Origin of the sequence: Undibacterium sp. RuRC25W (assembly GCF_049339825.1) — a bacterium.
Taxonomy (GTDB): Bacteria; Pseudomonadota; Gammaproteobacteria; order Burkholderiales; family Burkholderiaceae_D; genus Undibacterium.
In genome coordinates, this window is record NZ_JBMPPD010000021.1 from 19,887 (window position 1) to 32,723 (window position 12,837).

At 47.6% G+C, this 12,837-nt stretch carries 11 protein-coding genes; 2 read left to right on the forward strand and 9 right to left on the reverse strand.

Annotated features, from left to right (window positions below):
* Positions 1–4 precede the first annotated feature (4 nt).
* The 5 genes from secD to queA form a co-directional block, all read right to left on the reverse strand.
* On the reverse strand, positions 5–1,906 hold the full coding sequence (secD, locus tag ACO0KV_RS11030; RefSeq protein ID WP_423042578.1) for a protein translocase subunit SecD: 1,902 nt from the start codon (positions 1,904–1,906) through the stop codon (positions 5–7).
* A gap of 76 nt (positions 1,907–1,982) precedes the next feature.
* A complete protein-coding gene (yajC, locus tag ACO0KV_RS11035) occupies positions 1,983–2,318 on the reverse strand; it encodes a preprotein translocase subunit YajC (RefSeq protein ID WP_423042579.1) in 336 nt (111 codons plus the stop codon).
* 251 nt (positions 2,319–2,569) lie between these two features.
* Complete coding sequence (locus tag ACO0KV_RS11040) at positions 2,570–4,093, reverse strand: flavin monoamine oxidase family protein (protein ID WP_423042580.1); 1,524 nt, start codon at positions 4,091–4,093, stop codon at positions 2,570–2,572.
* Between the two features lie 247 nt (positions 4,094–4,340).
* A complete protein-coding gene (gene tgt, locus ACO0KV_RS11045; RefSeq protein ID WP_423042581.1) occupies positions 4,341–5,474 on the reverse strand; it encodes a tRNA guanosine(34) transglycosylase Tgt in 1,134 nt (377 codons plus the stop codon).
* A 49-nt stretch (positions 5,475–5,523) separates the two neighbouring features.
* On the reverse strand, positions 5,524–6,591 hold the full coding sequence (gene queA / locus ACO0KV_RS11050; RefSeq protein WP_423042582.1) for a tRNA preQ1(34) S-adenosylmethionine ribosyltransferase-isomerase QueA: 1,068 nt from the start codon (positions 6,589–6,591) through the stop codon (positions 5,524–5,526).
* 164 nt (positions 6,592–6,755) lie between these two features.
* Here queA and recG point away from each other — a divergent pair, with 164 nt between their 5' ends.
* Positions 6,756–8,900: an ATP-dependent DNA helicase RecG gene (gene recG, locus ACO0KV_RS11055; protein WP_423042583.1), complete on the forward strand. Its 2,145-nt coding sequence runs from the start codon at positions 6,756–6,758 to the stop codon at positions 8,898–8,900.
* Positions 8,901–9,119: 219 nt separating this feature from the next.
* Here the strand turns inward: recG and ACO0KV_RS11060 are convergent, their stop codons facing one another.
* Positions 9,120–9,926, reverse strand: a complete 807-nt coding sequence (locus tag ACO0KV_RS11060) for a glutamate racemase (protein ID WP_423042584.1) — start codon at positions 9,924–9,926, stop codon at positions 9,120–9,122.
* A 526-nt stretch (positions 9,927–10,452) separates the two neighbouring features.
* On the opposite strand from ACO0KV_RS11060, the gene ACO0KV_RS11065 reads away from it, so the two are divergent.
* Entirely contained in the window at positions 10,453–11,226 is a 774-nt protein-coding gene (locus ACO0KV_RS11065; protein ID WP_423042585.1) for a hypothetical protein, read from the forward strand.
* 11 nt (positions 11,227–11,237) lie between these two features.
* On the opposite strand, the gene ACO0KV_RS11070 is transcribed toward ACO0KV_RS11065, so the two are convergent.
* Genes ACO0KV_RS11070 through mtgA form a run of 3 tightly spaced genes read right to left on the reverse strand, consistent with a single transcriptional unit; the run spans position 11,238 to position 12,831 of the window.
* Positions 11,238–11,627: a VOC family protein gene (locus ACO0KV_RS11070; protein ID WP_423042586.1), complete on the reverse strand. Its 390-nt coding sequence runs from the start codon at positions 11,625–11,627 to the stop codon at positions 11,238–11,240.
* A 47-nt stretch (positions 11,628–11,674) separates the two neighbouring features.
* Positions 11,675–12,139, reverse strand: a complete 465-nt coding sequence (locus ACO0KV_RS11075) for a hypothetical protein (protein WP_423042587.1) — start codon at positions 12,137–12,139, stop codon at positions 11,675–11,677.
* On the reverse strand, positions 12,136–12,831 hold the full coding sequence (gene mtgA, locus ACO0KV_RS11080; RefSeq protein ID WP_423042588.1) for a monofunctional biosynthetic peptidoglycan transglycosylase: 696 nt from the start codon (positions 12,829–12,831) through the stop codon (positions 12,136–12,138). Before mtgA ends, ACO0KV_RS11075 begins: the two co-directional genes overlap by 4 nt.
* Between the last annotated feature and the right edge of the window lie 6 nt (positions 12,832–12,837).

The following is a 12,837-nucleotide window of genomic DNA, read 5'->3' on the forward strand; positions in this document are numbered from 1 at the left end:
AGGCTTACGATTGTTGAGTAACGTCAGTCGTGTTGACCGCATCAGCAGTTGGTTTCCAGATCTGACCAATAGACAAGGAAGTCAGTTTCTTTTGACGACCGTACCAGAGATTCACCACACCGCGTGACACAAATACGGAAGAGAAAATCGAAGTCAGAATGCCCAGGCAATGCACAACAGCAAAGCCTTTGATCGGACCAGAACCAAAGATCAACAATGCCAGACCGACGATAAAGGTCGTAACGTTGGAGTCGAGAATGGTTGCCCATGCATGACCAAAGCCTTCTTCGATCGCTTTTTGTGGCGATTTACCACCACGCAGTTCTTCACGAATCCGCTCGTTAATCAACACGTTCGCATCAATCGCCATACCTAGCGCCAGCGCAATCGCTGCGATACCAGGCAAAGTCAGTGTTGCTTGCAAGAGGGACAATGTCGCCACCAACAACAACAAGTTAACCGACAGTGCCAACACACTGAACGCACCGAACAACATGTAATACACGATCATAAAGATCGAGATCGCAGCAAAACCGTACAGCGTCGAATTACGACCTTGTTTGATGTTCTCGACACCTAATTGCGGTCCAATGGTACGTTCTTCGATGATTTCCATTGGTGCGGCCAGAGAACCAGCACGTAACAACAAAGCCAGATCAGCCGAGGCAGCAGCAGTACCCATACCAGTAATCTGGAAACGAGAGCCGAGTTCAGCATTAATCGTTGGCGCGATCAATACCTCACCTTTGCCTTTTTCAAACAACACGATCGCCATACGCTTGCCGATGCGATTACGCGTCGCTTCACGCATTTTACGGCCACCGTCACCATTCATATCCACAGACACTGCTGGCTGTTGACGTTCATCGAATGTTGCTGATGCGCCAGTAATATAATCACCTGTTGCAACGGGATCTTTGCTCAGAATCAGCCATTCACCACGGTTAGATTTAAATAATTCAGAACCAAACGGCACTGGTGTATTGGTATCGACTGGACCAATCACACTGTCATCTAACAAGCGAACTTCCAGAGTCGCCGTACGGCCAATAATTTCTTTTGCACGTGCAACATCTTGGACGCCAGGCAATTGGACGACGATACGATCCGGACCTTGTTGTTGAATAATTGGTTCAGCAACACCCAGTTCATTCACACGTTTAGATAAGGCACTGATATTTTGTTTAACGCCTTCGGTAACCACTGCCTTGAGGGCTTCTGGTTTCAGGCCGGCTTGCAGATTGAACTCGGTCGCATCGCTACTAACGGCATCAACAAAATTCACATCCGTTAATTGCGATACCAGCAGGGCTTTAGCAGCATTACGGGTTTCTGCATCACGGAATTTAATGGAGATCACATCACCATCACGGCTGATACCAGCATGATGAATTTCTTTATCGCGTAACGTTGCGCGCACAGTCGATTGCAAACCTTGTACGCGCTTGTTCAATACGGCTTTAGTATCGACTTGCATCAGAAAGTGCACACCGCCGCGCAAATCCAGACCCAGATACATCGGCAAGGCATTCAGATTCTGCATCCACTTTGGCGTATTCGACAACAGATTAAACGCAACCGTATAAGTCGGGTCGTTTGGATCTGTATTCAGCGCTTTTTCGATCGCATCTTTGGCTTTGAATTGGGTATCCGTATCTACAAAACGTGCGCGAACGGTGCCTTGTAAGCCATTAAAATCGTAAAAAATGCCATTGTCTTTGAGGCCAGCTTGTTGTATTGCCTGTTCAACGCGGGCTGACAAGCTGCTGTCAATTTTGACTGTCGATTTCGCGCTACTGACTTGAACGGCTGGCGATTCGCCAAAAAAGTTCGGTGCCGTGTATAAACCGCCAAAAACAAGCGCGATCAAAATCAACAGATACTTCCAGAGTGGGTAGCGATTCATAATAAAAATAGAAATGGAAGCTAAAAAGCACAACGCAGTCCAAGGTGAAATGGACTGCGTTGCCGGTGTTTGCTAATTAAATCGCTTTAATGGTGCCCTTAGGCAGCAGCATCGTCACAGCAATTTTTTGTACGACAATTTCTGTACCGTTCGCGACTTCGATGGTCACGTAGGCGTCAGTCACTTTAACTACTTTACCCAGAATACCGCCGGACGTGATGACTTCATCGTTCTTTGCCAGGGCATCCATCATGGCTTTTTGTTCTTTCTGACGTTTCATTTGTGGGCGCAACATCAAGAAATACAGCACCACAAACATCAAAACTAATGGCAAGAAACTCATTAAGCCACCATCGCCACCAAGAATACTAGCAGCACCAGTGGACTGCGCATAAGCGTTAGAAATAAACACGTTAAGACTCCATTCGTTGTAAGAATCAGTGGCTCATACAATCAAACCACTCTTGTTGCAATCACCCTTATGTCGTGACAGATGGGTAATTTTCAATTGGCAAAGCGCCACATTCTAGCATTGGCAGGCAAAAATACCGCTTTTTCGTATGCTTTACTGTGTTTTGCTCATAAAACTTCATCTTGTTATCTATTTTTTAGATGGATTTTGACGTATCCATAGCAAAACTTAGTCGAGTTTTCCAGTCAATATTAGACAAATTTCATGGTTTCCAGCGCCAACTCTGCAGTATTCAGTGCGCCTTCGACAAATCCCTGGTAATCAGAATACGCCTCACCTACGATGTGGATGTTTTTGGCTCCCGATCCAAAATCAAAGGCTTTAAACACGTCCATCACTTTCCACGACCGCACGCCTGGCTGCCAGCCATGATTCGCGGCTCCATACGGAGCACGTGCCCAGTCGCGAATGCCGTAGGTAATCACAGAGTTTTTGATAAACGCTGCGGTTTCTTCAAGGCTCTTTTCTTCAAACATATGACGTGCTTGCTCTGTTAAGCTCAAACCGGAACGATTAATATCAATGAGGCGTTTGACATCACGTGCCACAAACAAGGAGAAAGCTTCAACAATCTTAGCATTCTGATCAATTTCTGCTCGGTCATGCTTATCACCTTCAACTACGTAGTGTTTCCAGAACTCTGTCGAAGGTCGATCCATGTACAACAACACCATACCGTGTCCGTCTTTGTCTTTGTTTTCAGGTCGGCGGAAGTAATGAATCTCACGGGTCGGCAAGCAACTCGCATACTGCTGCGGTTTTTGAGAATAATCCCACCACGGCGCATCGGTGACAAAAAACAGTTTCAACATCGGGAAACCGTTAACGGAATCGAGTTGACTCGCAACGTGCTCAGGCAATGACGATGCCAGCTTCACTAGCGGTAAGCGTGGCAAAGCCAACATCAGACGGTCTGTTTGCAATTCAATCACGCCATTTTTGGTGGTAATTTCCAACGCCAAACGCGGCTGCCCCATGGCAACTTGCTTAAAACTTTTCAAAGCATGCCCACCAGCCAGCGTGACATTGCTCGATGTGCGCAATTTAGCCATGATGCTGTCGGTCAGCTTGGCGCTACCACCATCAATGGTTGCCAGTTCCTGACCGATGGTTTTCAAAGCACGTAACCACCAGATGATCCATTCAATCGCGTTCAGATTTTCTGGCAGCATATGATAGAACGTGCCGGTATCACGCAATTTGGTCAGCGCCAGATGCGACAATACGCCTTGCGCTGACATCGCGTTCCAGAAACCCATGCTCCATAACGGCTGGCCGTTCAACTGCGCGTGTTTGCGCATGCGTTGGTAATCTGCTTCTGTCTGCTTATCGATCCAAGCCTGATCATCGGGCGACTGACCCATGATCAACATGATGCCGCGCTTGAGTAGTTGCAGCGAGTTGAGCCCCAACTCTTCATCGGGCAAATCATAAGTAGGCGCATTTACTTCTTCACCCACTGGGCCACTGAAATCAATCAGTTTCACACCCAGATCGCGGCATAAACCAGCAAAGCGCGGTTGTAGCGTCGGTTCAAAGCGCATCGGCCCCCATTCAGCGGTAAAGCCATCAAGGTCTTCGGTCTCGATGCGACCACCCCAACGATCCGCAGAGCCTTCCAATACCACCACTTGCTGTCCAGACTCAGCGAGTCGCCAAGCGCAATACAACCCAGCAATACCGCCACCGGCGATCACTACAGGATGAAAATTCATGTTGTCTCCTATTTATTTTTTCGTCTACGTGGCGAACGACTCGCTCAACCGCAGAACAATCAACAATGCAGAAATTCTGTCAGGCGCGATTTTACTCTTGGAGAGCGGAAAATAACGATGTATCACCGACTATATTTGAAAAACGTATATCGATATTACAAACGTAAAAAAGGGCCGCACCGCGACCCTTTTCAGACTTCATCAATCATCATCAAGCAAGTTTGATGCTTTGAATTTTCAGATGAATTTATATACCGCGTGAACGATCTGCATGGAATTGCTGCACAAACTCAGGAAAGCGTTCATCATCCAGAGATTTGCGGATGTTTTTCATCAAATCTAAGTAGTAGTGCAAGTTGTGGATCGTATTAAGGCGTGCACCAAGAATCTCACCGGTACGATGCAAATGATGCAGGTACGCACGAGAGAAATTTTTGCAGGTGTAGCACTCACATGTCGCATCTAATGGTTCTTTATCTTCTTTGTAACGTGCATTTTTAATTTTCACGTCACCAAAGCGTGTAAAGATCCAGCCATTGCGTGCATTGCGGGTTGGCATCACGCAATCGAACATATCGATACCATTCGCCACACCCGCCACCAGATCTTCTGGCGTACCAACACCCATGAGGTAATGTGGCTTGTTTTCAGGCAATTTGGGACCGGTATGCGCCAGAATGCGCATCATGTCTTCTTTTGGCTCGCCAACAGACAAACCACCAATCGCTATTCCGTGGAAACCCAATTCATTCAAGCCAGCCAACGATTCATCACGCAGGTGCTCAAACATCCCCCCCTGAACGATACCAAATAAAGCGTTCGGATTTTCGTTGGCATTGAATTCATCAATCGAGCGCTTTGCCCAACGCAAAGACATGCGCATGGATTTGCCAGCTTCTTCGGTGGTTGCCGGACGACCATCGATTTCGTAGGGCGTACATTCGTCGAACTGCATCGCGATGTCGGAATTCAGCGCACGTTGAATTTGCATCGAGATTTCTGGTGACAAAAATAAGCGCTCACCACTGATCGGAGAAGAAAACTTGACGCCCTCTTCCGTAATTTTGCGCATCGCGCCAAGCGAAAACACCTGGAAGCCACCTGAATCAGTCAGGATCGGTTTATCCCATCCCATAAAGTCATGCAAACCGCCAAATTTATTCAGAACGCTTAAGCCCGGGCGCAGCCATAAATGGAAGGTATTACCCAGAATGATGTGCGCATCGATTTCTTTCAATTCCAGCGGCGACATCGCTTTGACGGAACCATAGGTACCGACTGGCATAAAAATCGGTGTTTCGATTTCACCGTGGTTGACCTTCACACGACCGCGACGGGCTGCCGTAGTCTTGTCTTTTTTGATGAGCGTAAATTCCAGCATAATCTTTCCTTGTGTCCTACTTGGTAGCGGACACGCTAAATGTGTGTTTTTATTTCTCTGTTGCGCCAGCGTCTGTCTGCGCGTCTGAGGTATTGGTCAGTAACATCGCATCGCCATAACTGAAGAAGCGGTAATGCTGTGCAATCGCATGGGCATAGGCTGCCTTAATGCTATCGTAACCTGCAAAGGCAGACACCAGCATCATCAACGTTGATTTTGGTAAGTGAAAATTCGTGATTAAACGATCCACCGTTTTAAACACATACCCGGGTGTAATGAATAATTGGGTGTCGTCGCTACCAGCTTCCAGTTGTCCGGATTGCGACGCAGATTCTAGGGCACGCATACTGGTTGTACCAACAGCAACCACCTTGCCACCAGACGCTTTTGCAGCGCGGACTGCGTCAACTGTCTCTGTCGGCACGGTGTACCACTCGCTGTGCATAACGTGCTCTTTCAGGTCTTCGACACGCACTGGCTGAAACGTCCCCGCGCCTACATGCAAGGTAACATAAGCAAGTTGTACGCCTTTAGCCTGGCAACGCTGCAATAAATCCTGATCAAAATGTAAACCAGCAGTCGGTGCAGCAACCGCACCCGGCACCCGGTTATAGACCGTTTGATAACGTTGTTCATCAAAGTCGTCCGCATCATGCTCAATGTAGGGCGGCAGCGGCAAACGGCCATATTGCTCCAGCAATACGAAAATATCCGATGGAAAAAACAAGGTAAAAAACTCGCCTTGGCGTTCACCAACAACCACATCAAAGGCGTCTGCGAGGCGAATTTTACTACCTGGCAATGGCGATTTAGATGCTCGCATCTGGACTAACACGCTGCGATTTTCATCGGTATTCGACAATACACGCTCCACCAGCAACTGCACTTTACCGCCAGTTTCTTTGGCACCAAAAAAACGCGCCTTGAGAACCCGGGTGTCATTAAATACCAGCACATCGCCTGCGGTTAACTGGCTTAATACATCTGAAAAACGACGATCAACCAATTGATCACCGTCCACGTGCAATAAGCGCGATGCGGTGCGATCCGGCAATGGCATTTGCGCGATCAAGGACTCGGGCAAATCAAAATCAAAGTTACTAAGAGTATATTTCATGCTCGGAAAACCAAAAGAGTGAAAACAAAATGCTGCGCACTGTATAAAAAATCAGTAGAATAGTTTGCGACATGCTATTCTTTTGAGAATATCGCCTCTGTTTTTGAACAAAAAGCATTATTTTTATCAACTACGCCAACAGCAAAACCTACCATTTTACACCCATGGCAGCGCAAGCCCCAAATCTACCCGTCGTCAACACCGAAATCGCCTTAAAACCGGACGATGCGACAAGCAATGGGCGAGCCACTGCAAAAAAAACATCCAAAAAACCCGCCGCCAGCAATGCCATCAAAGCCAGTGACAAATTAGCCAAATTGGGGCTACGTAAAGACATGGATTTTGCGCTGCATTTACCGATGCGATATGAGGATGAAACCAGCATCACCAGTATGCACGACGCATCACTGCGTGGTGGAAGTATGGTGCAGGTAGAGGGTGTCGTGACTGAATCGGATGTGCAGTACCGGCCAAGACGGCAGTTAGTCGTCACCATCAGCGATGACAGCGGTCAGATTGTCCTGCGGTTTCTCAATTTTTATGGCAGTCAGCTCAAACAGTTTGCCAGTGGGGTACGCGTGCGGGCACGTGGCGAATTAAAGCACGGTTTTTTTGGCGCCGAGATGGTACATCCCGGCTATAAAATCGTTAATGAAGGTGCCCCACTGCCAATGGCGCTCACGCCTGTCTATCCCTCCGGCGAGGGCGTTCCGCAGGCATTATTACGTAAAGCCATCGCCAACGCGTTAAGCCGAATGCACTGGCGCGATACGTTGTCACCCGCGCATCTTGCTGCACTGGGATTGCCCGGCATCGAAGAAAGTGTGCGCATCCTGCACAACCCACCACCGGATATCGATCAATATAGCCTGATCGAACACGAACACCCAGCATGGCAGCGCGTCAAATTTGACGAACTGCTGGCACAACAATTATCCCTTAAACGCGCACAGATTACCCGCCGTAGCAAAGGCGCGAACGCGCTCCCTGTGGTCGGTGAACTGAGCAACGCGTTTCTGCTAAATCTGCCGTTCTCGCTGACGGGCGCCCAGCAGAAAGTTCTGGCGGAGATCCGTCACGACCTCCGTGCCAGCTATCCGATGCAACGCCTGCTGCAAGGGGACGTGGGAAGTGGCAAAACCATCGTTGCCGCATTAGCCGCTGCACAGGCGATTGATAACGGCTATCAGGCAGCACTCATGGCACCGACGGAGATTTTAGCAGAACAACATTTCCGCAAAATCGCCGCTTGGCTGGAGCCACTCGGCATCAAAACAGCGTGGCTGACAGGTAGTCTCAAAAAGAAAGAAAAAGACAGCGCTAATGCGCTAATCAGCTCGGGTGAAGCGCATTTAGTCATTGGTACACATGCGCTGATACAGGACACTGTGCAGTTTAAAAAATTAGGTTTAGTGATTGTCGATGAGCAGCATCGCTTTGGCGTCGGTCAACGTCTGACACTGGCGAACAAAGCCGAACAAGGCAAAGTGCCTCATCAGTTAATGATGTCGGCCACCCCCATTCCCCGCACGCTGGCAATGACGTATTTTGCCGATCTAGAAGTATCGGTCATTGATGAGCTACCTCCCGGTCGCACCCCAATTGTTACCCGCGTTATCGACCAGAACCGCCGCGATGAAGTCATTGCTCGCGTGCATGCTGCAGCACAAGAAGGCAAACAAGTGTATTGGGTTTGCCCATTGATCGAGGAATCAGAAACCTTACAACTACAAACCGCCACCGATACTCACGCCATGCTAGCACAAGCCCTGCCTGGCGTTCAGGTGGGCTTAGTACATGGTCGTTTGAAGCCCACTGAAAAACAGCAGGTGATGGATGACTTTATTCAAAACCGTAGCCAGGTCTTGGTGGCAACCACGGTCATTGAGGTTGGTGTCGATGTCCCGAACGCCAGCCTGATGGTGATCGAACACGCAGAGCGTTTCGGCCTGTCGCAGTTGCACCAGTTACGTGGGCGCGTCGGGCGCGGCGCCGCGGCAAGCGTGTGTCTGCTGTTGTATCTGGGTCCACTCGGTGGCACTGCAAAACAACGATTAGCCACCATGCGGGAGAGTAACGATGGTTTTGAAATCGCCCGCAAAGATCTGGAACTGCGCGGCCCGGGTGAATTTTTGGGAGCACGTCAGTCTGGCGAAGCAATGCTGCGCTTTGCAAATCTGGAGACCGATCAATGGCTGGTCGAAAAAGCCCGGAATCTAGCAGACGATTTATTAAAAAATGATCCTGTCACCGTCGCCGCGCATCTAGAACGCTGGCTGGGAAACCGTGAAGAGTTTTTACGGGTTTAGAACTTGATCGCCATGCACCCTCTTTCCCTTGAAAAATCCTTACCCGAACAAAATACGCTGCCCCCCACAGTTAAAAACTCGCAGAAATGACGAGTCTAAAAATAACATTGGATTAGTTAAAGCAAGCGCCATATCACAGTTAACTCGCCACTCTATTTTTATTTTCACACCACTCATCCCTGCCCGTAGAACGGTTACTGATGGCTTTGAGTTCAAGTCTTATGCGCGCGGAAGAGGCGTCTCAACCAACTTCGCGGTGAGGCAAGTTCCCAACGATCCCAGCGCTTGATTAAATGCATCCAGACTTAATTGTGCTGTTGCCGTCGCAAGGCATGAGGTGATTCCACTCCCGTCAGAAATGTACGGCTCTAATTGCGTCAGAATCGAATCAGCTGGATCAAGAAAACTGATCTGAGGTGCAGCTATTTCAAAAAAAGATTTCAACCATGGTAGATGCGTTGACGACATTGTCATGACATCCAGTGATGGATGCGTGGCGAGTAATTGATCGATAAACGCAGTTACTGTTTGTTGTGTGCGTTCTGGGTGATTTAAAAAATCAAAATTTTCCACCAGATCGACCAAGGATGATGCATTACTTAAGACAACCAAGTCTGGTTTGGATTTGTGTTGATCAACATACGCCTGCATCGCAGCGCTATTGACCATCGATTTCACACCCAGAATAGCAACTTGTTTCGTGGAAGACTTATCTAATGCTTCTCTGACCGGTGGAAACACACCAATCACAGGAACGCTAGCCAGAGCACGTAACTCATCCAACACAACGATACTTGGTGCATTCGATGCGAGTATAACAGCGGCACATCCTTGTGATTCTAAAAAATCAGTCGCAACACGCACGGATTGCAGTAACTGCTTTGGTGTTTTAGTACCATACGGAAAACTCGCGCGATCTGCAAAATAGACAATATCCTGCGATGGGAAGCGAAGGCGGACTCGCTCCACAATCGCATAACTGCCGATCCCTGCATCAAAAATACCTATTGGGTGATGGAGTTCCATTGTTGATTGACACCTATATTAATACCTAAATTGAGAAATAAAGATTACTGGATTGACCTCACAGCGTGACGATTCAAGCACACGTCATGTGATGTTCTAACTACAATGAATCTGCATGATGCAATTTCAACACGTCCACCACCGATTTTTATCAAAGAATGCCATTTGACATTTGAAAAGCTTAACGCGGTACTACCATTAAGACAAATCGACGCGAAAGAACAAGCACAGTCTTGAATTGCTGTGAGCCAAACGTTTCCAAAAAATGAGCGCCAATAATGTCAGCGATAGCAGGCTACTCAGATCCATGATAATGTTATCAGCTAATTTTATTTATATAAAAATGAGATAAGACATACAGCAGACCAGCTTCACGATAGTGATGAGGAAAATATAGGTCTGAGCAGTATTTATGCATCAATACAGGATCATTTTATTTTTCAACGTAAGCAGAGATTAATCGGCACCTCGCCTTTAGCCCGACTCTGCCTAACGTCAATGATGTTCTATCGCGGAGGCAAGGTTCATGGTACGACTAAGTTTATTTTTACTGCTCAATCTAGTAACGCTGATCGCGTCTTCCGCGGAGAATAAATTAAAGTTTTGCTATATCGATCACTCAATGTCCCCATGGATCACCGGTGCCAACCAAGGTCTAGTTCTTTCAGCCATTCATCAGGCAGAACATGATCTCAATCAGGAGTTTGAACTGCTTAGGCTCCCTTGGAAACGCTGCCTCAATGAGGTAAAAGAGGGACGAATACAAGCTGCTATTGGTGCCAGTTATATGAAAGAGCGTACCATCTGGGGGAGTTATCCAACTACGACGCATGGTGCCTTGAATAAGGATCTCCGTCTCTTTAATGCCAATTTTTATCTCTACCGTCACATGAATAGTAAAGTGCGCTGGCACAATCAACATCTTGAACATGCAGATAATCTGCATGTCGGTGTCCAACTTGGCTATAGCGTCGGGAGAGACCTTGAAAAACTCGGTTACTCGATCACCTATCTCCCTGCCAGCGATGATTTAGTTGGCGCCTTTAAATCAGGAATGCCGGAAGTCATCGTATTGGAAGAGGCAGAAGCAAACAGGATCATGAACAAAAATACCGCACTAAAAAATACGATGATTCGGGACGATGAACCAATTAAGATTGCTGAACAATATTTACTGTTCAATGCAGATTTTTACAACGAGCATAAGGTGCAGGTAAACACTATCTGGGCAACGCTGGGGAAGACCAGAAAAAGTAAGTCGTATCAACGTGAAACAGCAAAATATTTAAAACCCAGATAAGACAGACATGATCAGATGAAATTCAATTCAATCCCATTACCCAAAGGATCAGTAAAAAAAATCTGCTGCTGGGTAGAGAACCCTTCAGAAGCTGGAATTTCTGCCAAGCGATAAGGGATTCCCGCCTCCCGCAATTGCTGCAACATCATCTCGCTCTCTGTACATTGAAATGCAACGTGATCAAAACTGGTCTTGAGCGCACTTTGGCGCTGCTCGCCGTGACGTGCTTCGGACAAATGCAACACTGCTTCGCTTCCCGCATACAACCAATAACCAAAACTGGCGATGGCAGGTCGTGGCCCAACCCTGAGACCAACGAATTGGCAGTAAAAATCTTTCAACACTTCCATTTGCTCACGGTCAGAACGTAAATTATAGTGACTCAATGCGGTAGCTGGCATAACGTTGTCCTTCGTGTAAGTGGCGAATGTCTGATACAAGATAGAGCTTAACGACTACTTTTCTCGATGACTTTATCGATCATCTTCCGACGTAGATCAGTGTCGGTACCCGTGGCGTTTTCATCTTCAGTCTGTACTGGCTTAGGGTGAACAAAGCCCTTGGTATCAGTGAGTTTCATCGTTTTAGTTGTCGGATTTTGATCGCTACATTCCGTGTCAGAAAATACTGTTCTGCCCTGAATAATACAGCGACGCACACCCGATTCCACGGTCACTGGCGGCGGTGCACCAGCGTTTTCCTGATCAGGCAAATTGAGATCCTTGATGCCCGTTGCTTTCTGTAACTCATTGCCGATCACCTTACCAGAGCTCTGCCAGCGTGCGAGGGCTTCCTGAAACGGCAAATGGCCGTAGCGCATGGTGTAAAGAGCCATCATACCCGCGGCAGCCACGATCATAGATAGAATGGACACCCAGACAAGATTGATACCCGTTTGTCGTGTCAGTCTCATGGCAATTCCGCGTTATTCATTCGTTTTAAAATCAGTTCGGTCCGGCGCTGGAGATATCCTGAGCCTTGGTTTTTATCGAAATAACGTGGCTTAGGTAACATCACGGCGAGGCGTGCGGCCTGTGCAGGTCCCAGCGATGCCGCATTGATCCCGTAATAATGGTGTGCTGCGGCCTCAGCGCCAAAAATACCGACACCCCATTCGACAGAATTGAGATAAATCTCCAGAATGCGTTCTTTACTCATGCAGAACTCAAGCATATACGTAATGATGAGTTCCTGACCTTTGCGGAGATAGCTGCGTTCGCCGGATAAAAACAGATTTTTAGCTAACTGCTGGGTAATTGTCGAGCCGCCAGAAACAACTTTTCCTTTTTTCTGGTTTTTTTCGTAGGCTTTCTGCATTGCTTCCCAATCAACCCCTTCATGATCGACAAAGCTGTCATCTTCAGATGCGATCACTGCACGTTTGAGGTTATTAGAAATGCGGTTATACGGCACCCATTGATGCTGTAACTTGGCGTTCGGATCTTTCTCTTGCAGGACACTTAATTGATGACGCATGAAGCTGGTCGATGACGGATTAAAGTTAATCCACCACGCAATTTGCACAAAAAAATACGCCTGCAATAACAAGACAAACAGGATGGGAGCTACCACTAACCAAAACAGTAAACGACGAAAGATTTTCATATTTTC

Coding starts and splice junctions, on each gene's coding strand:
- secD (WP_423042578.1), bottom strand. CDS start 1,906: ATGAATCGCTACCCACTCTGGAAGTATCTGTTGATTTTGATCGCGCTT.
- mtgA (WP_423042588.1), bottom strand. CDS start 12,831: ATGAAAATCTTTCGTCGTTTACTGTTTTGGTTAGTGGTAGCTCCCATC.
- ACO0KV_RS11065 (WP_423042585.1), top strand. CDS start 10,453: ATGGTACGACTAAGTTTATTTTTACTGCTCAATCTAGTAACGCTGATC.
- ACO0KV_RS11040 (WP_423042580.1), bottom strand. CDS start 4,093: ATGAATTTTCATCCTGTAGTGATCGCCGGTGGCGGTATTGCTGGGTTG.
- ACO0KV_RS11060 (WP_423042584.1), bottom strand. CDS start 9,926: ATGGAACTCCATCACCCAATAGGTATTTTTGATGCAGGGATCGGCAGT.
- recG (WP_423042583.1), top strand. CDS start 6,756: ATGGCAGCGCAAGCCCCAAATCTACCCGTCGTCAACACCGAAATCGCC.
- ACO0KV_RS11075 (WP_423042587.1), bottom strand. CDS start 12,139: ATGAGACTGACACGACAAACGGGTATCAATCTTGTCTGGGTGTCCATT.
- tgt (WP_423042581.1), bottom strand. CDS start 5,474: ATGCTGGAATTTACGCTCATCAAAAAAGACAAGACTACGGCAGCCCGT.
- queA (WP_423042582.1), bottom strand. CDS start 6,591: ATGAAATATACTCTTAGTAACTTTGATTTTGATTTGCCCGAGTCCTTG.
- ACO0KV_RS11070 (WP_423042586.1), bottom strand. CDS start 11,627: ATGCCAGCTACCGCATTGAGTCACTATAATTTACGTTCTGACCGTGAG.